At 71.2% G+C, this 25,684-nt stretch carries 21 protein-coding genes and 2 riboswitches; of the genes, 6 read left to right on the top strand and 15 right to left on the bottom strand.

Annotated elements, in window-relative coordinates:
- Positions 1 to 3: 3 nt before the first annotated feature.
- Positions 4 to 1,218: a glycosyltransferase gene (locus tag ACLQ3K_RS15005; RefSeq protein WP_426000362.1), complete on the top strand. Its 1,215-nt coding sequence runs from the start codon at positions 4 to 6 to the stop codon at positions 1,216 to 1,218.
- A 50-nt stretch (positions 1,219 to 1,268) separates the two neighbouring features.
- Positions 1,269 to 1,377, top strand: a riboswitch (glycine riboswitch).
- A 56-nt stretch (positions 1,378 to 1,433) separates the two neighbouring features.
- Positions 1,434 to 4,265, top strand: coding sequence for an aminomethyl-transferring glycine dehydrogenase (gene gcvP / locus ACLQ3K_RS15000; RefSeq protein WP_426000360.1), 2,832 nt, complete (start codon positions 1,434 to 1,436; stop codon positions 4,263 to 4,265).
- Positions 4,266 to 4,333: 68 nt separating this feature from the next.
- Here gcvP and ACLQ3K_RS14995 read toward each other — a convergent pair whose 3' ends face one another.
- A complete protein-coding gene (locus tag ACLQ3K_RS14995; protein ID WP_426000358.1) occupies positions 4,334 to 4,561 on the bottom strand; it encodes an antitoxin in 228 nt (75 codons plus the stop codon).
- 188 nt (positions 4,562 to 4,749) lie between these two features.
- Between ACLQ3K_RS14995 and ACLQ3K_RS14990 the strand changes: the two genes are divergently transcribed.
- From ACLQ3K_RS14990 to ACLQ3K_RS14980, 3 genes are all read left to right on the top strand, one after another.
- Positions 4,750 to 6,012, top strand: a complete 1,263-nt coding sequence (locus ACLQ3K_RS14990; protein ID WP_426000356.1) for a hypothetical protein — start codon at positions 4,750 to 4,752, stop codon at positions 6,010 to 6,012.
- Between the two features lie 558 nt (positions 6,013 to 6,570).
- Positions 6,571 to 7,932 (top strand): DUF222 domain-containing protein, encoded by a 1,362-nt coding sequence (locus tag ACLQ3K_RS14985; RefSeq protein WP_426000457.1) that lies wholly within the window; start codon positions 6,571 to 6,573, stop codon positions 7,930 to 7,932.
- 136 nt (positions 7,933 to 8,068) lie between these two features.
- On the top strand, positions 8,069 to 8,194 hold the full coding sequence (locus ACLQ3K_RS14980; protein ID WP_426000354.1) for a hypothetical protein: 126 nt from the start codon (positions 8,069 to 8,071) through the stop codon (positions 8,192 to 8,194).
- A gap of 18 nt (positions 8,195 to 8,212) precedes the next feature.
- On the opposite strand, the gene ACLQ3K_RS14975 is transcribed toward ACLQ3K_RS14980, so the two are convergent.
- The 7 genes from ACLQ3K_RS14975 to ACLQ3K_RS14945 form a co-directional block, all read right to left on the bottom strand.
- A complete protein-coding gene (locus tag ACLQ3K_RS14975; protein ID WP_426000352.1) occupies positions 8,213 to 8,599 on the bottom strand; it encodes a DUF2510 domain-containing protein in 387 nt (128 codons plus the stop codon).
- Between the two features lie 132 nt (positions 8,600 to 8,731).
- Positions 8,732 to 9,835: a hypothetical protein gene (locus ACLQ3K_RS14970; protein WP_426000350.1), complete on the bottom strand. Its 1,104-nt coding sequence runs from the start codon at positions 9,833 to 9,835 to the stop codon at positions 8,732 to 8,734.
- A gap of 10 nt (positions 9,836 to 9,845) precedes the next feature.
- Complete coding sequence (locus ACLQ3K_RS14965) at positions 9,846 to 10,685, bottom strand: spermidine synthase (protein WP_426000348.1); 840 nt, start codon at positions 10,683 to 10,685, stop codon at positions 9,846 to 9,848.
- A 14-nt stretch (positions 10,686 to 10,699) separates the two neighbouring features.
- Positions 10,700 to 12,901, bottom strand: a complete 2,202-nt coding sequence (locus ACLQ3K_RS14960) for a malate synthase G (RefSeq protein WP_426000346.1) — start codon at positions 12,899 to 12,901, stop codon at positions 10,700 to 10,702.
- Between the two features lie 41 nt (positions 12,902 to 12,942).
- The gene (locus ACLQ3K_RS14955; RefSeq protein WP_426000344.1) at positions 12,943 to 14,691 is read right to left on the bottom strand and encodes an ATP-binding cassette domain-containing protein; all 1,749 of its coding nucleotides are present in this window, start codon (positions 14,689 to 14,691) and stop codon (positions 12,943 to 12,945) included.
- A 7-nt stretch (positions 14,692 to 14,698) separates the two neighbouring features.
- The gene (locus tag ACLQ3K_RS14950) at positions 14,699 to 15,913 is read right to left on the bottom strand and encodes a type III polyketide synthase (RefSeq protein ID WP_426000342.1); all 1,215 of its coding nucleotides are present in this window, start codon (positions 15,911 to 15,913) and stop codon (positions 14,699 to 14,701) included.
- 10 nt (positions 15,914 to 15,923) lie between these two features.
- Entirely contained in the window at positions 15,924 to 17,354 is a 1,431-nt protein-coding gene (locus tag ACLQ3K_RS14945) for a fatty acid desaturase (protein WP_426000455.1), read from the bottom strand.
- A 457-nt stretch (positions 17,355 to 17,811) separates the two neighbouring features.
- Here ACLQ3K_RS14945 and ACLQ3K_RS14940 point away from each other — a divergent pair, with 457 nt between their 5' ends.
- Positions 17,812 to 18,633, top strand: a complete 822-nt coding sequence (locus tag ACLQ3K_RS14940) for an LppX_LprAFG lipoprotein (RefSeq protein WP_426000340.1) — start codon at positions 17,812 to 17,814, stop codon at positions 18,631 to 18,633.
- A gap of 84 nt (positions 18,634 to 18,717) precedes the next feature.
- Here ACLQ3K_RS14940 and ACLQ3K_RS14935 read toward each other — a convergent pair whose 3' ends face one another.
- From ACLQ3K_RS14935 to ACLQ3K_RS14905, 7 genes are all read right to left on the bottom strand, one after another.
- Positions 18,718 to 19,248, bottom strand: coding sequence for a M23 family metallopeptidase (locus ACLQ3K_RS14935; protein WP_224650854.1), 531 nt, complete (start codon positions 19,246 to 19,248; stop codon positions 18,718 to 18,720).
- Positions 19,249 to 19,346: 98 nt separating this feature from the next.
- Positions 19,347 to 20,345 (bottom strand): ABC transporter substrate-binding protein, encoded by a 999-nt coding sequence (locus ACLQ3K_RS14930; RefSeq protein ID WP_224650852.1) that lies wholly within the window; start codon positions 20,343 to 20,345, stop codon positions 19,347 to 19,349.
- A gap of 1 nt (position 20,346) precedes the next feature.
- Positions 20,347 to 21,123: an ABC transporter ATP-binding protein gene (locus tag ACLQ3K_RS14925; protein ID WP_426000337.1), complete on the bottom strand. Its 777-nt coding sequence runs from the start codon at positions 21,121 to 21,123 to the stop codon at positions 20,347 to 20,349.
- Positions 21,123 to 22,094, bottom strand: a complete 972-nt coding sequence (locus tag ACLQ3K_RS14920) for a FecCD family ABC transporter permease (protein WP_426000453.1) — start codon at positions 22,092 to 22,094, stop codon at positions 21,123 to 21,125. Before ACLQ3K_RS14920 ends, ACLQ3K_RS14925 begins: the two co-directional genes overlap by 1 nt.
- A gap of 105 nt (positions 22,095 to 22,199) precedes the next feature.
- A riboswitch (cobalamin riboswitch) is annotated at positions 22,200 to 22,336 on the bottom strand.
- Complete coding sequence (locus tag ACLQ3K_RS14915) at positions 22,336 to 23,241, bottom strand: 3-methyladenine DNA glycosylase (protein ID WP_426000335.1); 906 nt, start codon at positions 23,239 to 23,241, stop codon at positions 22,336 to 22,338. It overlaps the preceding riboswitch by 1 nt.
- Entirely contained in the window at positions 23,238 to 24,311 is a 1,074-nt protein-coding gene (locus ACLQ3K_RS14910; RefSeq protein WP_426000333.1) for a hemolysin family protein, read from the bottom strand. Before ACLQ3K_RS14910 ends, ACLQ3K_RS14915 begins: the two co-directional genes overlap by 4 nt.
- Positions 24,304 to 25,647: a hemolysin family protein gene (locus tag ACLQ3K_RS14905; protein WP_426000331.1), complete on the bottom strand. Its 1,344-nt coding sequence runs from the start codon at positions 25,645 to 25,647 to the stop codon at positions 24,304 to 24,306. Before ACLQ3K_RS14905 ends, ACLQ3K_RS14910 begins: the two co-directional genes overlap by 8 nt.
- Positions 25,648 to 25,684: the final 37 nt, after the last annotated feature.

The raw sequence follows: 25,684 nt of genomic DNA, 5'->3' as shown, positions 1-25,684 counted from the left end.
GGCATGGCCCACATCGCGATGTTCTCCATCCCCGCCCCGGGCCACGTGCTCCCGTCGCTGGACCTGGTCGCGGAGCTCGTGCGCCGCGGCCACCGGGTGCCCTACGCCAACGACCCGTCCATGCGGGCGACGATCGAACCCACCGGCGCCGAGTTCCGCGCCTACGACTCCGTGCTCCCGAAGATCGGCGACGCCGCGGGGACCGACGACGCCGCGGGGACCGACGACGCCGAGGCCTACGGCGGCGACGTCATCGACCAGCTCACCCTGTTCGTCGACGAGTACGAGAACCAGCTGCCGCGGTGGTTCGCGCTCTACGAGGACGACCGCCCCGACCTGATCCTCTACGACATCGCCGGGTCCATGAGCGTGGTCCTGGCCCGCACGTGGGGGATCCCGACTCTGCAGGTCTCGCCGACCTACGTGGCCTGGGAGGGCTACGAGGAGGACATGGCCGACTTCCACACCCTGCTGCGCACCGACCCCCGCGGCGTCGCCATGCTCGCCCGGCAGGACGCTCTCCTCGCCCGGCACGGGATCCACGAGGACTCGCTGGCCTTCACCGGGAACGTCGAGCACTCGCTCGTCCTGATCGCGCCGTCCATGCAGCCGAACGCAGACCGGGTGGACCGCTCGCGGTACACGTTCACCGGCCCGGCGCGCCGACTGCCGGAGGTGCCCGCGGCACCGTCGGGCGGGACGGACCGCAGGACGACGCTCCTGGTCTCCTTCGGCTCCGCCTTCACCGACCAGCCCGCGACCTACCGCGCTGCCTGCGACCTCGCCGCGCAGCGGCCCGGCTGGCGCGTGATCCTGCAGGTCGGGGGCAGGACGGATCCGTCGACGGTGACCGCCACCGACGGGGCCGTGCCGCCGAACGCCGAGGTGTATCCGTGGATCGACCAGGTCGCGGTGCTGCAGGAGACCGACGTCTTCGTCACGCACGCCGGGATGGGCGGGTCGAGCGAGGCGATGCTGACCGGCACGCCCGTCGTGACCGCGCCGCAGGCCGCCGACCAGTTCGAGAACGCGACGATGCTCGCGGCGGCCGGGATCGCCGTGCCGATCCCGGAGGAGCTCTCGGGGACGACTCTCGGAGCCGCGTGCGACGCGGCGCTCGCGCTCACGGGCCGGGCGGGGGAGCTCGCGGCGGAGCTGGCGGAGCTGGGCGGACTCGACGCCGCGGTGGCGGTCGTGGAGTCCCGGCTCCCGGCGTGACCTCACCGTACGGGCGTCCTGCTGAAATGCGTTAGAATCTTCCTGCGTCGCAACACCGCGTGGGAGAGCCCAGCGGGCACCGTCGAGCACGGGCCCACGGGCGCCGAAGGAGCAACACCTCTCCGTCAATCTCTCAGGCACCAGGACCACGTGGGTTGGGCGCCTCTGGAGCCGCCGGCGACTGAGGGAGAGGGCACCCGGCCCGGAGGTCCCCAGTGTCCGACACCACTCCCGCGAGCAACTTCCCTGCGCGCCACATCGGCCCCGACGCGAGCGAGCTCGAGCAGATCCTGCGCGTCATCGGCGTCGACAGCCTCGACGACCTGGCCCGCGCCGCGGTCCCGTCGGCCATCCTGGACCCGGAGGCCGATAACGGCCTGGGCGCCCTGCCCGCCCCGATCGACGAGCACGACGCCCTCGCCGAGCTGCGCGCCCTCGCGGACCGCAACACCGTGGACCGCACCATGATCGGCCTCGGCTACTACGACACGTTGACCCCGCCGGTCCTGCTGCGCAACATCATCGAGAACCCGGCCTGGTACACGGCGTACACGCCCTACCAGCCTGAGATCAGCCAGGGCCGCCTCGAGGCCCTGCTCAACTTCCAGACCATGGTCTCCGACCTCACCGGCATGGAGATCGCCAACAGCTCCATGCTCGACGAGGCGACCGCCGCCGCCGAGGCGATGACCCTCCTGCGCCGCGCCGGCAAGTCCAAGAGCCCGCGGCTGGTCGTCGACCGCGACGTCTTCCCGCAGACCCTCGCCGTGATCGAGACCCGCGCCGAGCCGCTGGGCATCGAGGTGCTGGTCCACGACGTGACCACCGGCCTGCCCGAGGGCGAGTTCTTCGGCGTCATCCTGCAGACCCCGGGCGCCTCGGGCCGGATCGCCGACGTGCAGTCCGTGATCGACGGTGCCCACGAGCGCGGCGCGCTCGTCGCCGTCGGTGCGGATCTGCTGGCGATGACTCTGCTGACGCCTCCCGGCGAGCAGGGCGCGGACGCCTGCTTCGGCACCACGCAGCGCTTCGGCGTGCCGCTCGGCTTCGGCGGCCCGCACGCCGGCTACCTCGCGGTGCATTCGAAGCACGCGCGGCAGATCCCCGGCCGGCTCGTGGGGGTCTCCGTCGACGCCGACGGCAACCTCGCCTACCGCCTGGCCCTGCAGACCCGTGAGCAGCACATCCGCCGCGAGAAGGCCACGTCGAACATCTGCACCGCGCAGGTGCTGCTGGCCGTGCTCGCCGCGATGTACGCCTCGTACCACGGCCCCGAGGGGCTGCGGGCGATCGCGCTCCGCGTGCATGCCCGCGCCTCGGCGCTGGCCGCCGCGCTCGGCGATGCGGTGGTGCACGCCGACTTCTTCGACACCGTGCTCGTCAACGTTCCCGGCCGCGCCGACGACGTCCTCGCCGCCGCCAAGGCCGCCGGCTACAACCTGTGGCGCGTGGACGACGACCACGTCTCCGTCGCCTTCGACGAGACCAGCACCTCGGCCGACGTGGCGAACGTGCTCGCGGCATTCGACGCGCAGCCGGTCGACGCGGCACCGTCGGACATCGAGAACCGGACCTCCGAGTTCCTGACGCACCCGGCGTTCCACGCCTACCGCACCGAGACGGCGATGCTGCGCTACCTGCGCAAGCTCTCCGATAAGGACATCGCGCTGGACCGCTCGATGATCCCGCTGGGCTCGTGCACCATGAAGCTCAACGCGACCGCCGAGATGGAGTCCATCACCTGGCCGGAGTTCTCGCGGCTGCACCCGTTCGCGCCCGCCGCGGACACCGAGGGCATCCGCGCGCTGATCGCTCAACTGGAGGAGTGGCTGGTCGCGATCACCGGCTACGACAGCGTCTCGTTGCAGCCGAACGCCGGCTCGCAGGGCGAGTACGCGGGCCTGCTCGCGATCCGCAACTACCACCTCTCGCGCGGCGACGCGCACCGCACCGTCTGCCTGATCCCCTCGTCGGCGCACGGCACGAACGCGGCGTCGGCCGTCATGGCGGGCCTGCGCGTGGTCGTGGTGGCTTCGCGCGAGTCCGGCGACGTGGACACCGCGGACCTCAAGGAGAAGATCGCCAAGCACGCCGATGAGCTCGCGGCGATCATGATCACCTACCCGTCCACGCACGGCGTGTACGAGCACGAGGTGCGGGAGATCTGCGGCGCGGTCCACGAGGCCGGCGGTCAGGTCTACGTCGACGGTGCCAACATGAACGCGCTGGTCGGGCTCGCGCGGCCCGGCAAGTTCGGCGGCGACGTCTCGCACCTGAACCTGCACAAGACCTTCTGCATCCCGCACGGCGGCGGCGGCCCCGGCGTGGGCCCGATCGGCGTCCGCAGCCACCTCGCGCCCTTCCTGCCCGGGCACCCGCTCGAGCCGTCGCTCGGGAACGGCCCGACGATCTCGGCCGCGCCCTTCGGCAGCGCCTCGATCCTCCCGATCACCTGGGCGTACATCCGGATGATGGGCGCCTCGGGCCTGCGCAACGCGACGCTCACCGCGATCGCCTCCGCGAACTACATCGCGGCGCGCCTGAACGACTCCTTCCCGGTGCTCTACACGGGCGAGAACGGCCGCGTGGCGCACGAGTGCATCCTCGACGTGCGCGGCATCTCGAAGGAGACCGGCGTCTCCATCGATGACGTCGCGAAGCGCCTGGCCGACTACGGTTTCCACGCGCCGACGATGAGCTTCCCCGTCGCGGGCACGCTCATGGTGGAGCCCACGGAGAGCGAGTCGCTCGGCGAGATCGACGAGTTCTGCGACGCGATGATCGCCATCCGCGCGGAGATCTCGCGGGTCGCTTCCGGCGAGTGGCCGGTGGACGACAACCCGCTGCGCGGCGCCCCGCACACCGCGGAGTGCCTCGTGACCGAGTGGGATCACCCCTACTCGCGCGAGGTCGCCGTCTACCCGCAGGGCCTGCCGTCGGGCGGCGCGCGCGCGAAGGTGTGGCCGTCGGTCCGTCGCATCGACGGCGTCTACGGCGACCGCAACCTGGTCTGCTCCTGCCCGCCGATCGAGGCCTTCGCGGAGTAGTCCTCCGAGACCGACCGTGCCCACCCCCGCTCGCGGGGGGTGGGCACGGTGGGTTCGTGGGGCCGGTGTCAGCCCTGAGGGCTCGGCGGTGGGGTGCCGGGGGTCGGCTCCGCGCCTCCCGCGGGCGGAGTGCCGCCACCGCCGGTCACGTCCTTGACCTTGTTGACGGCCTGATCGATCTTGTCGTCGTGCCCGGCGAACTTGCCCTTCGCCGCACTGCCCGCCTTGTCGATCACCTTGTTGACCTGGTCGGGGTTCTTGCCGAGCAGTTCCTTGATCTTGTCGAGAAGCGCCATGATGCAACCTTCCGATGGACTCGTTCGCCGACCGCCGTCGCCTCTGCTTCACCGCGACGGCCCGCGACTGTGTTCCTCGTTCACCGTATCCGAGATCGGGGGCGCTGCCGAGGTCTCGATCGCCCCGATTCCAGACGGCGCGGGAGGAATGCGATCGCGCGGCTATTCATTTTGGTAAAGTACCTATCATGGGGTACTGGATCGGCTTCGCCGCGGGGTGGATGGTCGCGCTCGCAGTGCTGATCCCGGGAGCGGCACGACTGGGGCGGCGGTATCCCATGGCACGGACCTGGTTGGACCTCGTCCTCGGGGGCGTGGCTGCGTTCGCCGCGCTCCTCGTCGTCACGCTCATCGCGAATCGGGTCTGGCCCCATCGGCCCGCTTTCGTCCGCGGCGCGTTGTCCGGCGCCGTCGTCGGCGCGGTGGCCTGGCTGCCCGACGTCGTCGCGGCGCTCCGCCATCGCAAGGGCGCGACGCAACGCCCGTCCGTGAGCCCCGGCAGCACGCCGCGCCCCGTCGTCGTGCCCGCGGAGTTCGCGGATGCGGTGCACCGTCACTTCGCGGAGCCGACGGTCCGCGCCCGCTATGTGATCGCCGCGTACCGTCGTGGCCTGCTCGCGCCCGGCTTCGTCCCGGGCCTCGCCGCGGATCTCGCGCCACTCCTGCCCGACGGTGACGCCTGGGCCGGGCTGGCGGGGTGGCAGGGCGGCGAAGGGCTGGACGACGCCGTCGACCGCGCGGCGGGGGAGATCGGCTACGCGCCGTCGACCGAGGAGGAGCGCGACGATGTCGTCGAGCGCCTTGTCTACTGGGCCCTGTGCAGCGATGATCCGCGGGCGCGGCGCGATGTTCTCGAATTGCTCGGTGAGGCTGTCGAGCCGCGGACGACGTTCGAGGACATCGGTTTCCGTACTGAACGCGTCAAGGGGCTTCGGGAGTTGCTGCAGAGTCGCTTCGATTCGGCGTACGGAGTTCGCCTGGGAGAGGGCGTGCATCGCCGATTCACGGGGCCGACCGCGGGGGCCGTCGACCTGATCGCCGGCTATCGGACCGGGATGATCTTCTCGGCCGACGTGGCACGGATCGCGGCTCTGGTCATCGCCGAGCTGCCCGGGGCGGGGCAGGCCTGGGCGGAGCTCGCGATGGCGTCCGCCGACGAGCCGAGGTCGGAACTGCTGCCCATCGTCGATCGGGCGGCGGAGGAGATCGGCTATGAGCGCACACCACAGGAGGTTGAAATCGACGTGCTCGAGGGCGCCGCCTACCGCGCGGTGGTGCACGGTTCGGAGGTGGAGGAATCCCAGCGCCTGCATCGGATCGAGTTCGACTTCGACCACGCCCGAGAGCTCGAGGAGCTGCGCGATGCCTGGTACCTGCCGGGGGCGGACGACACCCGGCTCGCGCGCGTGCGCGGCGACCTCGCTGCCTATCTCGCGCGACGGTACGGCTGACCAACATGTTCGAGAAATGTTCGAATCAGTGTTGAATCTTAGTTCGAACAGAAGTAGAATCGGAGTATGGCAACGCCAGCCGGTTTGAGCGACTTGCCTGGGGATATGATTCCCTCGGGGCTCGCCGCGAATATCGTACCGGTGTGGTTGCAGGGGATCGTGCGGTCGCGGAGGTGTTGTTCGAACAACGCCGTAGTGAAAGCCTTGCGTACTGCAGGACGATGACGGCGGTGTACGCCCTGCATCGGGTGATGTACGCCGACGACGAGGCCGAGTACCTGGCTCGGCCGGGTGACTTCGCTGAGGCGCTCGAGGCCCGGCGGAGCCTCACGGCGGCAGGCGTGGCGTTGGAGGCCCAGGTCTCGACGCTGCTGCGGCTGGGGCTGACGGCCGCGCGGATCGCGATCGAGACGGCGATCGGGCTCGTGGAGCGGTTGCCGAAGGTGTTCGCGTTGGTCGGGGAGAACGTGATCTCACCCAAGGCGGGGGAGGCGGCGCTGCACCGCTCCCGGGCACTCGACGGGGAGCAGGCGCGCCGATTCGACGAACTCCTCGCCGATCGGCTGTCGAAGGACTACGAGGTGCTCTCTCCCCGCGTTACGAGAGGCTGCGGATCTGATCGTCGATCAGATCGACGCGGAGGCGGTCGAACGGCGGCGTCGCGCGGCGATCGAGGACCGTCGGGTGAGCTTCCGTCCGGAGCAGGACGGGATGGCCGCGGTGTTCGCCCTCATGCCGGCCGAGGACGTGGTCGAGGTGGAGGCACGGGTCGACCACATCGCGGGCACCGTGTGCGACGCCGATCCGCGGACGTCGGCGCAGCGCCGCGCCGACGGTTGGGTGCAGCTCACGCGGGGATACAGCACCCTCGGCTGCGCATGCGAGACGCCCGACTGTCGTTATCGCGAGGCACGTTTCCATGGCGAGCCGGATGCGGATGGCGTGATCACCCGGTTCGTGACGATGATCAACGTCGTCATCAACGAGCGCGACCTGGCCGTACCGGACGGTGACGCCGATCAAAGATCGGCTCTCGTCACTGATACCGACACTGAGCGTGATCGTGCTTCCGGCCCCGTTCCCCTCCCCGCGGGCGCCGTGGAACGCGATGCGCGAGGTGGTTTCGGGTATCTGGTCGGGCACGGCCCGATCACCGGCGAGCACGCGCGCGAGCTCGCTGCCCGTGAGGACGCGAGGATCCGCCCCTTCGGACAGCGGATCGACGAATCGGCGATCGCAGAACAGCAGGCCCCGGGCCCGACGGAGTGCGACCGGACCTCCGTCTCCTCAACGGAATTCGATGGTCTGCGCGGGACGATGGACTTCGCGGCCGTCTGGGCGGACATCGTCGTTCGGCTCGAAGGTCATGGGGGTCCGGACGATGGCGACGGGACCTGGTTCGGTGGAGGCCCGCCCGACTGCCCGCCGCCCGACTGCCCGATTGTCCGCCGCCCGACGGGCCACTCCCACCCGGTCCCGATAACGAACCCGATGACGACCCCGATCCCCAGGGCGCCCCGCCGCAGGTCGGTGTGGGCGACGAGGCCGACGCATGCGATGCGGGTGGTTCCGGTGCACTGGCATCGGCGCGGGGGAGTACGGGATATCGGCCGTCGGCGGAGCTGCGGCGCTACCTGCGACTGGTGTTCCCGCGGTGCGTCTTCCCCTACTGCACCCGTCCCGCGACGCGGGCGCAGCTCGACCATCGGCGCGAGTACGACCACCGCGACCCGGAACTGGGTGGTGGCACCTCGGCGGAGCAGCTGCAGCCGCTGTGCACCGCACACCATCAGCTCAAGTCCGCGGGAGAGTGGATCGACGCGCGCCTGCCCGACGGCCGGATCCTGTGGACCTCGCCGGACGGGCGTCGCTACATCGTCGACCCGAGTGGCACCGTCCTCGCACTGTTCCCCGACCTGACGCGCGTGCGCTGGACCCTGCCCGATAGCGCCGAAGAATCGACACGCCGCGAGCAGGCCCACCGCCGGGAGGTCGGACGCGCCTCCAGCGCGAACACGCGCGCCGCGAGCGCCTACGGCAGCGCAACGTCGCCGCGATGGAGGCGGAGCTCGCCCGTGCGAACACGCCCATCAGCACGATCGAGGAGCATCTCGCCGCCGCGATCGGCGAGCCCACGTCGCCGAGCCGGACCCCGTCGTTCGACGGCCCGCCGCCCTTCTGATCAGGAACCCGTGCCGCGTCAGGTGAGCTTCTCGAAGACCATTGTCGCCTGGATCCGGTCGCCGCCGCCGAGGCCCTTGCTGCCCGACGATGCCGTGGTGATCGTGTGAAGGCGATAGCCCATCGCGGCCTGCTGATTGATGGCCTTCTCGAGTTCGGTGAGATTCCCCGATCCTGTGCCCCAGAGTTTCTCCTTCAGAATCACCTGGAGGACGACGTAGCTCATGCCGTTGGCAGCTGGCCGAGGTCGAGCACCCGCGGTCGCTTCGGCCTCGATCCGATCGACCATCCCGCTCAGGCCCCGCTGCTGCGGGGGCTTCTGCGTCTGTTCCGTCCAGCGCTGGCCGTCCCGCCAGCGCTGCACGCCCGAACCGTCGTCGTACCAACCGGGAGTCGTGTTCGTCATGTGCACCTCGCTGCTGGATGTCCTCCCGCACCGGTCGTGCGGTGCGCGGATCGTAGCGAGAACGCTCCGTGCGGGGACGGTGTTCGATCCGAACCGATCGCATAGGGGCGGCGGTGCGCACCCTACGAGCGACTACCGCCGGTTCAGGGTGTCCGCGAGGGAGATGACGGCGGCGTTCGACGCGGGCGCCAGCGGCTCGACGGTGCCGAACTCGACCGACGAGGTCTTCGCCGGAGCGGGCTCCCCGACGACCCGGAATCCGGCCTCCGCCAACGGCTTTGCATTGCCCCTCTGGGTGAGGAAGGCGACGAAGTCGGCGGCCGCGCGATCATGCGCGTCGGTCGTGTCGTCGCGGTCGAGAACGGCCGCCGGGTACGTCGCCGAGGCGGTCGGGCCCGACGGGTACACCGCGACCGGGGCGGCGTTGCCGCGCCCCCGCGCGAACGCGGCGAGCTGCTGCTCGGTGACCGGCACGGCGCGGATCGCATCGCCGGGCTTGGTCAGCGCGTCGAGTGCGGCGCCGGCGGTGGTGGACTTCGGCGCGTCCTTCGCCCACCGGGCGAGCGAGCCGGTGACCACCGGGCTCTTCGCGGCCTCGTCGGACAGAGCGGCGCCCGCGGTGCGGGCGACGGCGGCGGCGACGGACTGCGCGGCGAGGTACGTCCCGTCGGCCTCGGCCCCCGTCGGCAGCGCGATCCGGAGCTGCTCCTGGCGGGCGGAGAGATCGAGCCAGCGGACACCGTCGAAGGCCGAGCGCGCCGACCCGCGCACGGCGAGCACCACCGGCGACGTGGCGATCGACGTGGGCTGCCCGGACAGCTCCGCCGGCTTGGCGGCCGCGAGCCGCGCCGTCCACTGCGTGCTCTCGGGGATCCACAGCGACGGCGCGGGGCCCAGCTTCGGATCCCAGGTTCCCGTCAGCGCGTCCAGCGCCACGGGGGAGTCGATCCCCGACACCTCGATCTTCGGGCAGTAGTCCGCCGAGACGGCGCCGCTCCCGTTGAAGCTCTCCGCGACCCGGCGGAGCGGGCCGACCAGGGCGGGGGCGGCCGCGACCTGGACCGCGAGGTCGCCGCGCACGCACGAGGCCGCGGCGTCGCGGCCCTCCTGCTCCGACCGCCCCGACAGCCACACCATCGCGGCCGCCACGGCGGCGATCACGACGACGACGACCACCGCGGCGATCAGCCAGCGCGCGACGCCACGGGAACCGGTTCCAGAACGATGTGATCCCATCGAGAGCAACCTACCCGAAGAGCCCACGCGGTGGCATAGGAGACTCCTGTGCGTTCGCGCTGGTGAAAGGCTTCGCCCCGGCGACGAACCGGGCAGCCTCGGCGCCCGCCAGCAGGGTTCCCGGGAACGGATCGCCGGCCAGGCGGCGCCCCAGACCGCGTTCCAGCAGATCCGGCACGGCGCCCGCCACCAGCACGAGGTTCCCGAATCGGCGGCCCTTCAGCACCGCCGGCTCGGCCGCGATCGCCACGGAGCCATCGGTAGGCCCGCCGAAGACCTCGGCGACGGTCGCGGTTACGGATCTGGCGAAGGCGAGCGGCGCACCGTCGGCGATGTTGAGCGCGACCACCGCACCGGGGCCGAGCAAGGGGACGAGCGACGCGAAGAATTCGCGCGTGGTGAGAGCCGCCGGGGTGCGGGCCCCGGCGAAGACGTCCAGGACCAGCAGGTCGACGGTGCCGAGCATGCCCGGCGGCAGCGCGGTGGCGGCGACCGCGGCGTCGGCGCAGCGGATCTTGATCTGCTCGCGCTTGGGCAGCGGCGCGGCGGCGCGCACCGCGTCGATCAGCGCGCGATCGTTCTCCAGTACCTGCTGGCGCGAGCCGGGGCGGGTGGCGGCGACGTAGCGGGGCAGCGTGAAGCCGCCGCCGCCCAGGTGGACGGCGGTGATGGCCTCGCCGGCCGGACGCACCAGGTCCACGACGTGCCCGATGCGCCGGACGTACTCGAAGACGAGGTTCGTCGGATCGCCGGTGTCGATGTAGCTCTGCGGCGTCCCGTCGAGGAGCACCGTGAACGCACCGGGCCGGTCGCGATCGGCTTCGATCACGACCGGCCCGGTGTCGGTCACGGGGTCGGAACCGCTCAGCTGTTCGCGGCCTTGAACTCGCGGCGACGCGCGTGCAGGATCGGCTCGGTGTAGCCGTTCGGCTGCGTGCCGCCGAGCAGGACCAGATCCTTCGCCGCCTGGAAGGCGATGTTGGAGTCGAAGTCCGGCGCGAGGGGGCGGTACGTCGGATCGCCGGCGTTCTGCTGGTCGACGACCGGGGCCATGCGCTTGAGCGCCTCGATGACCTCGGCCTCGGTGACGACGCCGTGGCGCAGCCAGTTCGCGAGCAGCTGCGAGGAGATGCGCAGGGTCGCGCGGTCCTCCATGAGGGCCACGTCGTGAATGTCCGGCACCTTCGAGCAGCCGACGCCCGCGTCGATCCAGCGGACGACGTAGCCGAGGATCGACTGGGCGCTCTCGTCGAGCTCCTCGCGCTTCTCCTCCTCCGACCAGTTCGCGTTCGGCGCGAGCGGGATGGTGAGGATGTCGTCGACCGACGCGGGATCGCGCTTGGCGATCTCGTTCTGCACCTCGAACACGTCCACCAGGTGGTAGTGCAGGGCGTGCAGGGTCGCGGCGGTGGGCGAGGGCACCCACGCGGTGGTCGCGCCGGCCTTGGGCTGGGCGATCTTCTGCTCGAGCATCGCGGCCATCAGGTCGGGCATGGCCCACATGCCCTTGCCGACCTGCGCCTTGTGCTGCAGGCCCGCGTGCAGGCCGATGTCGACGTTGCTGTCCTCGTACGCGGGGTACCAGGTCTGGCCCTTGAGCTGGCCCTTGCGGACGATCGGACCCGCGACCATCGACGTGTGGATCTCGTCGCCGGTGCGGTCCAGGAAACCGGTGTTGATGAACACGACGCGGTCGTTCGCGGCGGCGATCGCGGCCTTGAGGTTCACCGACGTGCGGCGCTCCTCGTCCATGATGCCGACCTTGAGGGTGAGCGCGGGCAGGCCCAGCAGCTGCTCGACGCGGGCGAAGATCTCCGCGGCGAAGGCCACCTCGTCGGGGCCGTGCATCTTCGGCTTCACGATGTACACCGAGCCGGTGCGCGAGTTGCGGATGTCGCCCGAGAGGCCGTGGATCGCGATGAGCGAGGTGACGATGCCGTCGAGGATGCCCTCGCCGATCTCCTCGCCGTTCAGGAGGATCGCGTCGGTGGTCATCAGGTGGCCCACGTTGCGGACGAACAGCAGCGAGCGGCCGTGCAGCACCAGCTCGGAGCCGTCGACGGCGGTGTAGACGCGGTCCGGGTTCAGCGTGCGGGTGAAGGTCTTGCCGCCCTTGCTGACCTCCTCCGCGAGGTCGCCCTTGTTCAGGCCCAGCCAGTTGCGGTAGCCCACGACCTTGTCGTCGGCGTCGACGGCCGCGACCGAGTCCTCGAAGTCCATGATCGTGGTGACCGCGGACTCGACGAGCACGTCCTTGACGCCCGCGCGATCGGTCGAGCCGATCGGGGAGGCGGCGTCGATCTGGATCTCCAGGTGGAGGCCGTTGTGGCGCAGCAGGATGCCCGACGGGGCGTCCTTCTCGCCGGTGTAGCCCACGAAGGCCGCCGGGTCCGCCAGGCAGACCGAGGCGTCCTCGCTGGAGCCCGACGCGCCCTTGACGGTGGCCAGCAGCTCGGTGCCGTTGATGCGGTACTCGACGACGTCGGCGTGCGAGCCGGACTCGAGCGGCACGGCCTTGTCCAGGAAGTCCTTGGCGAAGGCGATCACCTTGTCGCCGCGGACCTTGTTGTAGCCGGGCTTGCCGCCGGGCGCCTTCTCCGCGCCGTCGGCCTCGGAGATGGCGTCCGTGCCGTAGAGGGCGTCGTACAGCGAGCCCCAGCGGGCGTTCGCGGCGTTGATCGCGAAGCGGGCGTTGAGGATCGGGACCACCAGCTGCGGGCCGGCGGTCGAGGTGATCTCGGTGTCGACGTTCGCGGTGGTGATCTCGCGGTCCTCGGGGACCGGCACCAAGTAGCCGATGTCGGTGAGGAACTGCTTGTACGCGGGGAAGTCGGTGATCTCGCCCGGAGCGGCGGCGTGGTACGCGTCGATCTTCGCCTGCAGCTCGTCACGGGTGGCCAGCAGCGCGCGGTTCTTCGGGACCAGGTCGCCGATCAACTGCGCGGCGCCCGCCCAGAAGGCGGTCTGGTCTACACCGGTGCCCGGAAGTGCCTCGTTGTTGATGAAGTCGTAGAGGACCGTTGCGACCTCGAGGCCGGCGACGGATGTCCGGGCGGTGTCAACCATGGTTGTACTTCAACCCCTTCGTAGCTACTGATAGGTAGGGATCAGGTTACTCCGCGCGCGATCGCCGCCGACGCCGGGACCACCTGGCCGAAGTCCAGTTTCACGAGCTGGTCCGCGCGGTCGAAGTACCGGTCGTCGTGGGTGATCACGACCACCGTCTTCCCGCGCGCCTTCAGGTCGGCGATGATCCGGTCGTAGAAGACCGCGCGGAAGCGGGGGTCCTGGTCGGCGGCCCATTCGTCGAACAGGTACACCGGCCGGTCCTCGAGCAGCGCGGTCAGCAGAGCGAGCCGCTTGCGCTGCCCCGTCGAGAGGGCGAGCGTCGAGAGCTTCCCGTCCTGCACCGTGACGGCGTGCGCCAGCTCCAGGTCGTGCAGCAGCCCGTGGACCCGGTCGTCCAGGTCGTCGGCCGCCAGGCCGAGGTAGTCGTCGAACAGGTGGAAGTCCGAGAAGACCGCCGTGGTGTGCTGCCGGAACCACTCCAGGTTCTGCGGGCCGATCGGCTCGCCGCCGGCGCGGATCTCGCCGATCCGCGGCGCGTACAGCCCGCAGATCAGCTTCGCCAGCGTCGACTTGCCGCTGCCGTTGCCGCCGACCACGAACGTCACCTCGCCGGGGCGCAGGGTCAGGTCGACGGGGCCGAGGCGGAAGCCGTGCGGGACGCCGGGCGGTGGTCCCTGAGGAGGGTGCGGCGGCGGGCCGCCGGGGGAACCGGGGCCGCCGGGGCCGCCGGGGCCGCCGTGCGGCGGGTGCTGGCCGGGGCCGTGCTGCGGCGGCTCGGGGAGGTACTCGTAGCCGACGCCCCGCAGTTCGACGGTGCCGTCGCCGACGGGACGCCCGTCGTAGGGGAGCACCGACTCGTCGCGCGGGGTCTCCAGCGAGAGGTCGAGGCCGCGGATCTTCGCCAGCGCGACGTCGCCGCGCAGCAGGTCGGGGATGCGGTGCATCAGGCTCTGCATGGGCATCGAGAGGAAGGTCGTGACCAGTACGTAGCCGATCATCGTCTCGCGCGGCAGCTCCATCGCCCGGGCGAGGACGAACAGGATGACCGCCATCGTGCCCAGCTGCAGCACCTGGCCCAGCGCCTGCCCGCCGGCGAACCGGGTGCCCGCCGCGACGTGCTTGCGGCGCAGGTCCTCGGCGGTGCCCAGCAGCTTGCGGTCCAGGAAATCGGTGCGCCGCGCGCGGTGCAGCTTGAGCTCCTTGACGCCGTGCGAGACCTCCTGGAACGAGCCGATCAGGGCGTCGTCGAGCTCGCGGGCCCGGCGATAGGTCTCCCGGACCCGCCGCAGCACCGTCTCCACGCAGGCGATGCCGAAGAGCGTGCCCGCCACCGAGACCGCGAACAGCGTGCCCGAGACGGTCGCGAGGTAGGTGAGGGCGCCGATGATCGTCGCCAGGTCGATGCACAGCCCGGGGATGCCGGAGACCGCCATCGAGAGGGAGCGGACGTCCTCGGTGAGGGTCGCCAGTAGGCGGTGATCGCCGAGCCGCTCGATGTGCTCGAGCGGCGCGGCCAGCACGCGCTGCGAGAGCCGCGCCCGAAGCCGGTACACGGCGGCCTGCGCGAGGTGCAGCAGGATCAGCTGCGAGGTGACGCCCGCGATCACCACGACGACGGCCGTCAGGACGAACTGGGTGACCGTCACCGTCGGCATCGGGCCCGGCGCGACCAGGCCGTTGATGAGGGTGAGCAGGTAGGCGTTCGCGCCACCGGCGATCAGGCCCGCGACCACCGCCGCGGCGATCGCCGCCGGCGAGATCGAGAGCAGGAACTTGAAGAGCTTCATGGCGCGCTCATTCGCCGGCGGTCACGACGTCGAAGAGGAAGCCCTCCACGGTCACGCCGGGTGCGAAGGAGAAGGCCATGCCGGTCGACGGGGCTCCCGAGGTGGGGGCGGAGCCGACCTGTGCCAGGAGGCGCTCGAGGACGAACAGCAGCGAGACGCTGAGCATGTTGCCGTGCTCGGCGAGCACGTCCCAGCTCGTGCGCGAGGCCTCCTCGGGCAGGCCCAGCGCCGCGGACGCGGACTCGATGATCTTCGGGCCGCCGGGGTGGATCGCCCAGTGCGCGATGGCCTCCCGGCCGAGGCCGTTGCGGTCCAGCACCTCGTCGATCACGGGGGCGACGCCGTTCACGATGTACTGTGGCAGGGACTCCGCGAGCTCGCACGTGATGCCGTTGGCGTTGACCCCGAGCACGATCCCGTCCTCGGCACCGTCGAGCAGGTGGGTGAAGGTGTCGCGCACGACGATCCGGCCGCCGGGCAGCGGGTGCCCGACCTCGCTGGCGCCGATGACGGCGGCGCCGCAGCCGTCGGCGAAGAGGCTGGAGATCACCACGTCGTTGGGGTCGCCGGAGAAGACGGCGTTGACCGAGCTCAGCTCCAGGCAGATCATCAGCGACTTGCGGTCCGGATGGGCCCGGACGTAGTCGGTGGAGACGCGCAGCGCGTTCATCGCGGCGGCGCAGCCCATGAAGTTGATGACGACGCGGCTGGTCTGCGGCGCGAGGCGGAGGGCGCGGATCACCGCGACGTCGACGCCGGGTGCGAGGAAGCCGGTGCTGGTGACGAACACCAGCTGGCCGACGTCCTCGGGGGAGACCTCGTTCTCGGTGCCGACCCGCAGGGCGCGGCGGGCGGTCTCGATCGCCAGCGGCGCGGCGTGCTCGTAGAACAGGTCCATGCGCTCGCGGACGGTGTCCGGGCGGGTGCTGAACTGCGCGAACTCCGGGGTGAGGGGATCGATCGCGAGGTGCCGCTCGGCGACCTTGGTCTTGGCGTAGACGCGGCGGATCCGCTCGGCCTGCTTCGGGTCGTCGAACCGTGCGGCCACTCGGTCCGCGGACTCGGCCTGGTCGTAGGCCTGTGCGGGGGAGCCCGTCGCGAGCGACTCGATCACCGCGACCGAGGTCGGCGGCGCGGGCGGGGCGCCCAGCCAGGTGCCGGGTGCGGGAAGCACGGGGGCTGCGACGTCGAGGGCGGGGGTGCCCTGGGGGGTGGCGTTCATGGTCATCTCCTTAAACCGTGCCGATGCCGGTGAAACCCGCGACGACGTACGAACCGGACGTCTTGAGGGCCGCCGGCGAGAAGTGCTCGCGGAAGAAGCCGTGGCCCTGCTCCTGCGCGGGCCGGGCCTTGCTGCCGAGGAAGGTGTTGACCTGGTCGGGCAGGCGGTCGAAGAAGAAGCTGCGCCTGGGCAGCCATTCGACGCCGAACTTGGCGGCCTCCTCGGCCATCAGTTCCTCGGTCGCGATGTTGGCGAAGCCGCTGCGCTGGTAGGGCAGGACGTGGTGCACGCGGTGGCTGGACAGGCCGGCCGAGAGGAAGCAGTCGACGTACCGGTTGCCCGAGATCCACAGGTCGTAGGCCTGGTTGAGCTGGTTGACCGCCCAGTCCTCGGTCTCGACCTCGGGGAGGTCGTCGACGTCCGTCTCGAAGTCGTGGCTCGCGACCACTAGGAAGGTGCTCACCCACAGCACGGCGACGAACTGCGCCACCCAGGCCCACACGTCGCCGAGGAACAGGAACAGCAGGAACTCGCCGATGAGCAGCGCGCGCATCGCGAAGGCGCCGATGAAGTGGGGGAGCGCCCCGCGCAGCGAGCCGTACATGTCGGCGACCCCCACCTGGCGGGTGAGCTTGACGATCTCGAACAGCCGCATCGTCATGCCCGTCGCGGTGTGCCCGAACTTGTGCAGCGTGTGGATCGGGATCCGGTACCAGCGCGGGATGTCCATCATCATGGTGAAGACGTTCTTCTTGATGTCCACCTCGCTCTGCGTGTGCGGGTGGTGCAGCAGCGCGTGCCCGTCGGCCGTCACGAACGACAGTGCGACGTAGTTGATGTCGAAGGCGTTGACCAGCACCTTCGTCGCGCCCTTCTGCTTGCGATGGATCGCGTAGTGGCCGAAACCCGCCAGCGAGCTGCGGAGGACGACCATGAGCAGCACGAACAGCCAGATCGGCATCCACGTCGGGACGCCCAGGCGGGTGGCGATGACCACGATGTAGGCGACGGCCAGCGCCGCCGCGACGACGTTGAACCAGCGGTCCATGCGCTTCACGCGCGCCTTCATCGCCGGGTCGCGCAGCCGCGCCTTCACGGCGTGCAGCAGATCCGTCGGATCGTCGAACCGGTAGCGCGGGGTGTCGCGCCAACTGTCGAATCCGTCCTTGAAGAGGAAGGCCGGCGCATTGTTCTTGGGATGGACGTCCTCGACGCGGGCATCGCGATCGAGGGCGAACCGTTCCAGCATCTTCTCGACCTTTTCGGGATTCGCGTGATACGAACCGATGATCGACGTGATATCACGATTCTTGGAGCGGCCGATGAAGAATTCCCCGCCCGGATGCTTGTTGATCCATTCCGAGAGATCGTAGGCGCGGCCCTTGTAGACCCACACGTTCGACAACTGCGGACCGCCGCCGGGGCCGGGTTCACGGCCCAGATCGCGGGGACCGGGGTCGCCGCCCTCGGTATCGAAATCGCGGCCGCGGGGGCCGGCGGGGCGACGCCCGGGATCGCGCTCATCGGAGCCGGAAGCGCCGTCGTGACCTGCGCCGCCTCCGCGCCCCGGGTCGGTGCCGCGCTCGAGATCGCGGGGGCCGGGGTCGGCCGCGCCGCGCTCGGACGGCGCCGGTGGCGGGGTGGAATTGATCGACACTTCTGGTTCCTCCTGAACACTGCCGGATCCGGCGGTTGTGTAGACCTTCTCCGGTCACGCTAATGGATCGCTGAAGGTGCGCTTGCCGCTACCGCCCAGTGTCCGATTTGCCCGGAAACCGCGCAGAAGAATGCTTCGATCGACTCCGGAATTCATGCATACTTCATCGTGAGGGCGGGGCTTCCGCCCTTTCATTCGGCCCCGGGCGGTTCCGCCCGGACAGATTCCAGGGGGGAACCCTATGAACCTCAAGGCATCGCGGGCGGCTGTAGCGCTGCTCGCCGCCGGCGCACTGGTACTCACCGGTTGTGCGGACAAGAAGACCGACGACGGCGGCACCACGACCGCCACCGCCGCGGCCGCGAGCGGCGCCTCGGGCTCGCCGACGGCCGCACCCTCGGTCGACGCGAGCGGCCTGCCGACCGTCCAGATCGTGCAGGACGCGGCCCTGGCCACCCGGGAGACCTACTCGGAGCACCTGACGCTCGCCGTCGACAAGGGGATCCAGGGCCTGCCCGTCACCAGCGTCACCGGCGACATCATCTCCTTCAAGGACACCAAGCGCGTGGCCGCGCAGGGCGACGCCAACGTCCGCGTCCAGGACAACTACGTGCAGACGAAGTTCGTCGTGATCGACGGCGTGATGTACGCCAACCTCGGCGGCGCGAAGTACCAGCCGATGGGCAAGACCGGCGAGAAGGGCGTCTACGACCCGGCGATCATCCTCGACCTGGAGAAGGGGCTCGCCAAGATCCTCGACTCCGTGCAGAACCCGAAGGTCGACGGCAAGGACACCGCGAACGGCCTCAAGACCGTCAAGGTCACCGGCACCGTCGCCACGCAGGTCCTCGACCCGCTGCTGCCGCAGATCACCGACATCGCCACCCGCGGCAACGCCGGCACCACGCTGCCCATCACGCTGTGGATCGTCTTCGACCCGTCGGCGAACCCGCAGCCCAAGCCGAACGTCACGCGGATGGAGATCAAGCTGAAGGAACTGCCCATCACGCTGAATCTCACCGAGTTCGGCAAGGACGTGAAGATCACCAAGCCGGCCACCTAGGCGGCCACCACGCGGGAGTACGAGGGCCCGGCGGACTTCGGGGGGAGTCCGCCGGGCCCCGTCGTATCCGGGCTCAGCGCCCGGTCAGGGCCAGAGGTTCGGGTTCAGATCCGATCCGTAGCCGCCGTAGCGCGGACGGCGCTCCAGGTGCAGGTGCGGTCCCCGGGTGTTCCCGGTGTCGCCCGAGTACCCGATCAGCTGGTTGGTCGCGACCTTCTGGCCGTCGCTCACGACCCGCCGCGACAGGTGGCAGTAGCCCCAGTCCGATCCGTCGACGTCGTCGTTGATCAGGATCATCGTCCCGTACGCCGCGCCCCAGTTCGCCCGTCCCGTGCGGACATCGCCGCCGATGGTCGCGTACACGGGCGTGCCGATGGGACAGCCGATGTCGACCCCGGTGTGGTAACCCGCCTCCCAGGAGCCGGGCTGTCGCCACTGGGCGGTGATCGGGTGCGCGGTCGCGTTCCGGATGGGCCGCACGTAGGTCGCGGCGTTCGCCGCCGGCGCGACCACGGACCCGGCCGCGGCCGCCGCGGCGGTGAGTCCGGCGACGGCCGCGCCGCCGATGAGCAGACGACGCCGGCTGAGCTGTGCTGATTCGTGGTGAGCTGTCATGACTCTTCTCCCTGAAAGTGCATGAGCGGGGCATGAACGTGAGCATGGCTCACGTTCAGCGCGAGTATGTCATCGCACACGGGTACGCGCTGGGCGAATCAGAAGCCCTTGGAACGGAGGTACGCGCCCAGCGTCTCGACGCTACCCGGGGTGCGCGGGCCCTCGACCCAGCCCGCGTACGGGATCACGACGACGTTGCCCTCGCGGACGGCGGTGGTGTTCGCCATCAGCGGCTGCGAGCGCAGCTGCGCGATCTTCGCGTCCGGGGTGTTCTCCGGGCCGACGCCGTAGTCGACGATCGCGATCACCTCCGGGTCGCGCTGCGCCGCCGCCTCCCAGGACGCCGTCGTCCACGAGTCGTCGAGGTCGGCGAAGACGTTCTCGCCGCCCGCGTTCTCGATGATCGCCTGCGGGGTGCCGGTGCGGCCCGAGGTGAACGGGTCCGGGGAGGCGCTGTCGAACAGGAAGACCCGCGCCTTCTTCCCCGCCGGCGCGGAGGTCCGGACCTCATCGATCCGGGCGCGGTACTCGGCGACCAGCTTCTCCGCGCGCTCCGGCACCCCGAACAGGGTTCCGAGGTTCGTCAGGTCCGCGAACAGCGCGTCGAGCGGCGGCATGATGCCCCGCTTCGTGCTCCCGGCCTGGCGGCAGGCCTCGGTGAGCTGGTAGGGCACGGCGCCGATCTCGCGGATCCAGTCCGGCGTGACGCCGGTGGTCTCCTTGAAGCCGTAGTTCCAGCCCGCGAAGACGAAGTCGGGCCGGGCCGCCTGGATCGTCTCGCGGGTGAAGGCGGTGCCGAGGCTCGGGGCGCGGTCGAAGTCGGCCTTCCACGGCGAGGTGTTGTAGTCGACGTGCTTGCCGTCGTAGGTCGTGTACCCGACGATGCGGTCGGTCAGGCCCAGCGCGAACAGGATCTCCGCGGTGCCGGTGTCGTTGACCACCACTCGGCTGGGCGGGCCCGGCACCGTCAGGGGCGCACCGCAGTTGGTGACGGTGGCGGGCCGTCCCGAGGACGCCGACGGCGCCGCCTCCTCGACGGTCGCGCCGCAGCCGGTGAGCAGGACGCCCGCGAGCAGCACCAGGGGGAGTCGTTTCATGTCAGGTCCCTTCCGTCAGACCACTGTCGAAGATCACCTGGGGCACGCCCAGGCGGGGGTGGGGCAACACGTGCGCCCCGATGTCGAAGTACCGCCGGAGCGTTTTCGGCGTGAGGATCTCCGCCGGGGTGCCGGAGCAGGCCAGCGCACCCTCGGACAGCACGTACAGGCGGTCGCAGTACTGCGCCGCGAGATTGAGGTCGTGCAGCACCGCGATCACGGTGACGCCCAGGTCGCGGGCGGCGCTGAGCACCGCGAACTGGTGCCGCACGTCGAGGTGGTTGGTGGGCTCGTCGAGCACCAGCACCCGCGGCTCCTGCGCGAAGGCCCGCGCGATGAGCACCCGCTGCGCCTCGCCGCCCGAGAGCGTGCCGAAGTCCCGCCGGGCCAGGTCCGCGGCGCCGGCGGCGGCGAGCGCACCGTCGACCGCCCGACGGTGCGCGGCGAGCGGGACGCCCCGGCGGCGGTGCGGCAGGCGACCGGTCTCCACGATCTCGCGCGCGGTGAAGCCGATGTCGAACGGGGCGTGCTGCATCACGGCCGCGACCTGCCGCGCATTCTCCTCGAGGCTGATCGCCGTGACGTCCCGCCCGTCGACGGTGACGGTGCCCGTCGCCGGTCGCAGCGCGCGGTAGGCGCACCGGAGCAGGGTGGACTTGCCGCTGCCGTTGGGGCCCACGACGCCGATGAACTCGCCGGATTCCGCCGTGAGGCTGAGGTTCTCGACGATGCGCCGTCCGCCCAGCTCGACGGAGACGTCGCTGTACTCGACCCGCATCACGCGCTCCCCACGGACCTGCGGCGCATGAGCGCGATGAACAGGGGCACGCCGACGGCGGCGGTGATCGCGCCGAGCGGCAGCTCCTGCGGTGGCGCGACGGTGCGGGCCGCGATGTCGGCGAGCACGAGGAAGACCGCCCCGAGCGCGGGCGCGATGACCAGGACCCGGCGGTGGTCGGCGCCCACCAGCAGCCGGGCGACGTGCGGCACCACGAGCCCGACGAAGCCGATGGCGCCGCACACCGAGACGATGATCCCGGTCATCGCCGCGGTGAGCACGAACAGCGCCGAGCGGTAGCCGGAGGCCGAGAGCCCGACGGAGATCGCCACCTCGTCGCCGAGGGCCAGCGCGTTGAGCTTGCGCGCGCCGTACCGCAGCGTCACCAGCCCGATCGCGACCGTGACCGCCAGCAGCGCGGTGGTGCGCCAGGTCGAGGGGGAGAGGCCGCCGAACAGCCAGAACATGACGGTGCGGGCCGCGTCGCCGCGCGGGGCGAGGAAGACCAGCACCGTCGTCACCGCCGAGAAGCCGTACGCGAGGGCGGTCCCGGTGAGGACGAGCCGCAGCGGCGTGAGCCCGCCGCCGCGGTACGCGATGAGGTAGACCAGCGCCGTCGCGCCGAGCGCGCCGAGGAAGGCGGCGGTCGGCAGCGCGTACAGGCCGAGCGTGCCGAAGACGCCGAACAGGGCCACCGTCGTCGCGCCGACCGAGGCGCCGGAGGAGATCCCGAGCACGTACGGGTCCGCGAGGGCGTTGCGCACCATCGCCTGCACCGCGACGCCGATCGCGCTGAGCCCCGCGCCCACGATCGCGGCGCTGAGTACCCGGGGGATCCGCGAATCCGCGACGATCCGGTAGTGCGTGGCGTGCTCGGCGTCGATGACGCCGCCGGTGAGAAAGGCCCAGACGTAGCGGGTCGAATCCTGCCACGGGATGCGTACGGTGCCCAGCAGTACGCCCAGCCACATCGCGGCGATCAGCGCGATCAGCAAGCAGGCCAACAGCACTGCCACACGGCGCGACGAGACCACTCGCACTCCGCGACTCCCCTCGGGTCGGTGAGCACCGCCCGGCTCCGGGCGGTCGCGAGGGCAGGTATCGGGCTCGCACGCGCTGGGCGTGTCACCGTTGCGGGGCAGCCCCGGTTTCGCACCGGGTTCCCTCTTGCGCCGCGGGCTCGCGCCCACGGACCGTCGCTGGAACGGAAGTCTAGGCGGGCGATGCGGGCATATCGGCGGCGGGCTGCTCACCGGGCCGCTCTGCGGGCCAGGCGCGGACCACGGCGAGCAGGCGCTCGCGGATCGGGGTGGCGCGCTCGGCCAGCGCGGCCTGCTGCCGCACGTACTCGCGCCGGCCCTCGGCCGTCTCGATCGCGATGGGCTCGAAGCCGTAGGCGGTCAGGTCGTACGGGCTGGCCCGCATGTCGAGTTCCCGGGCGTCCCGGGCCAGGTCGAACGCGTCGGCCACCAGGCCCGACGGTGCGCCGGGCGCCAGCTTGAAGGCCCACTTGTAGAGGTCCATGCCGGCGTGCAGGCAGCCGGGCTGCTCCGAGCCGACCTGGGTCTCCCGCGTGAGCTCGACCGCGTTGCGGGGCGCCGCGTCGGGGGTGAAGAAGCGGAAGGCGTCGTAGTGGGTGCACGTCAGCTGGCCCGCGCGGACCACGTCGTCCGTGCCCGCCGGACCCAGGCGCAGCGGCACCGGGTGCCGCGCCTGGTCGGCCTCGCGGAAGACCATCGCCCACTCGTGCAGGCCGAAGCAGCCGAACACGGGCCGGCGCGCGGCCGTGGCCTCCAGGAGCCGGGCCACGTAGGCGGCGGTGCCCGCGCGCTTGGCCAGCGTCGCCGGGTCCGGCCGGACCCGGTTGCCCTCGACGAGGTAGCCGCGCGCGCCGCTGAACTCGTCCGCCGCCCGCGGGCCGTCGAGCTCGGTCCCGAGGCCCGGGTGCCAGCGCAGCAGGTGCGCGGGGCGGTGCCCGTAGTACGTGAACAGGAAGTCCCAGACGGGGTGCTTCTCGCCGCGGGCGGCCCGGCGGCGATGCGCCTCGACGAAGGGCTCCAGCCGGGCGCGGTGGTCCGCCGCGCGGGCCTCCCACTCGGCGTCGCTGAGCACCGTCACACCCGGTGGGTCCCGTCGCGCACGGTGCCGACGAACTCCTCGACCACGTCCTCCAGCGCCACGATGCCGATGGTCCGGCCGTGGTCGTCGGCGACGGCGGCGAGGTGGCCGCCGAGGCGGCGCAGGTCACCCGCGGCCTGATCCAGCGACAGGCTCCCGTCGACCACCGGCAGCGGCCGGATGCGGCTCGCGCCGATCACCGACTCGGGGCCGACGGCGGCGTCCATGATGTCGGGCAGCACGTCCTTGACGTGCAGGTAGCCCGTGAACGCGCCGCTGCTGCTGCGCACCGGGTAGCGGGAGTAGCCGGTCTCGGCGACGGCGGACTCGATGTCGCCGAGCGTCGGGCCCCACGCGCCGTTGCTGCCCTGGACGGCCTGTAGCCCGCGGATCTCGGTCAGCGGGATCGCCACGTCGGCGACCGTGCGGCGTGAGGTCTGGAGCGCGCGGGTCAGGCGCACCCGCTCCTCGGCGTCGATGAGGCCCTCGTCGTGCGACTCGGCGATGAGCACGCCCAGCTCGCCGGCGGAGACGGTGCTGTCCAACTCGTCGCGCGGCTCCACGCCGCCCGCGCGCAGCACGAGCGTCGCCATCCAGTTGTAGACCGCGATCAGCGGCCGCACCAGGCGGACGAAGGCGACGTGCGGCGGCACGAGCAGCATGGCCGCGGCCTCCGGGCCCGCGAGCGCGATGTTCTTCGGCACCATCTCGCCGAGCAGGATGTGCAGCACCACGACCAGCCCCAGGGAGACGGTGAAGGAGATCGGGTGCAGCAGCGCCTCGGGCACGTTCGCCCAGCCCAGCGGCTTCTCCAGGAGGTGCGCGATGGCCGGCTCGCCGACCTTACCGAGCAGGATCGAGCAGATGGTGATGCCCAGCTGACAGCCCGCCAGCATGAGCGAGAGGTTCTCCGACGCCTTGATCACGGCCTTCGCGCTCGACCGGCCCTGCTCGACGAGGGCCTCGAGCCGGTCGCGGCGGGCGGCGATGAGGGCGAACTCGGCGGCGACGAAGAAGGCGTTCGCGGCCAGGAGCAGGACGGTCAGGGCGACACCCAGGAGGTCACTCATGGGTCACCTCCACGAGGTCGACGCGGCGGCCGTCCATCCGGGCGACGCGGGCCGACCACTGCGGGACCTGCGCCTCGTCGTCGTCGACCGACGGGTGGTTCGGCAGCGGGACGCGGTCGCCGACCGCGGGGATCCGGCCGAGCAGGAACATCACCAGGCCGCCGAGGGTGTCGTAGTCGCCCTCGGGGGCGCGGTAGCCGGTGTCGCGCTCGAGTTCGTCGATGCGGAGCAGGCCGGCGCAGAGGAAGCCGTCGTCCGTGCGCTGCACGTCGACCGGCTCGTTCGCGTCATGCTCGTCGCGCACGTCGCCCACGATCTCCTCGATCAGGTCCTCGACCGTGACGATGCCGGCGGAGCCGCCGTACTCGTCGACGACGAGGGCCATCTGCAGGCCGTTGGCGCGCAGCTGGTCCATCAGGGCGTCGCCGTCGAGCGTCGCGGGCACGACGGGGGCGGTCGTCGCGATCTCGGCGACGGTCACCGCCGCGCGACGGTCCGCGGGCACCGTCAGCGCCTGCTTCACGTGCACCAGCCCGATCGTGTCGTCCAGGTCGCCCCGGACCACGGGGAACCGGGAGCGACCGGACTCGATCGACAGCGCCACCAGGTCGGCGACGGTGTCGTCCGCGTCCAGCGAGTGGATCCGCTGCCGCGGGGTCATGAGCTCCTCCGCGGTGAGTTCGCCGAACTCGAGGCTGCGGCCCACGAGCTCGGCCGTCATCTCGTCGATCGCGCCGTGCGCGGCGGAATTGCGCACGAGGGCGCTGAGCTCCTGCGCCGACCGGGCCGAGCTCAACTCCTCCGCGGGCTCGATGCCCAGGCGGCGGACCAGCGCGTTCGCGGAGCGGTTGAGGAAGGAGATCGCGAAGCGGAAGGTCGAGGAGAACAGCGACTGCGCGCCCGCGGTGAGCCGCGCGGTCTGCAGCGGCCGGGCGATCGCGAGGTTCTTCGGCGCCAGCTCGCCCAGCACCATCGACAGCGAGGTCGCGATGACCAGGGCGAGGATCAGGGTGAGCGCCGACGACCAGACCCCGGGCATGCCCGTCCATTCCAGCGCGGGGCGCAGGAACTTCGAGAGCACCGGCTCGGCGAGATAACCCGTGACCAGGGTGGTGATCGTGATGCCGAGCTGGGCGCCGGAGAGCTGGAAGGAGAGGGTGCGGTGCGCGTTCTGCACCTGCTTCGACCGGCGGTCCCCGCGGTCGCGGACGTCCGCGTCGATCGTCGACCGCTCCAGCGCGGTCAGCGAGAACTCCGCCGCCACGAAGAGCGCGGTGCCGACGGTGAGCGCGAGGAAGCCGACGACGGCGCCGACCGTGATCAGCGCGCTAGACAACGACCCGCCCCCTCGACCTGGTCACAGCGGTCAGCGC

The organism is Tsukamurella sp. DT100 (assembly GCF_049844855.1).
Taxonomy (GTDB): domain Bacteria; phylum Actinomycetota; class Actinomycetes; order Mycobacteriales; family Mycobacteriaceae; genus Tsukamurella.
This window is presented reverse-complemented; position numbering and strand designations above follow the sequence as displayed.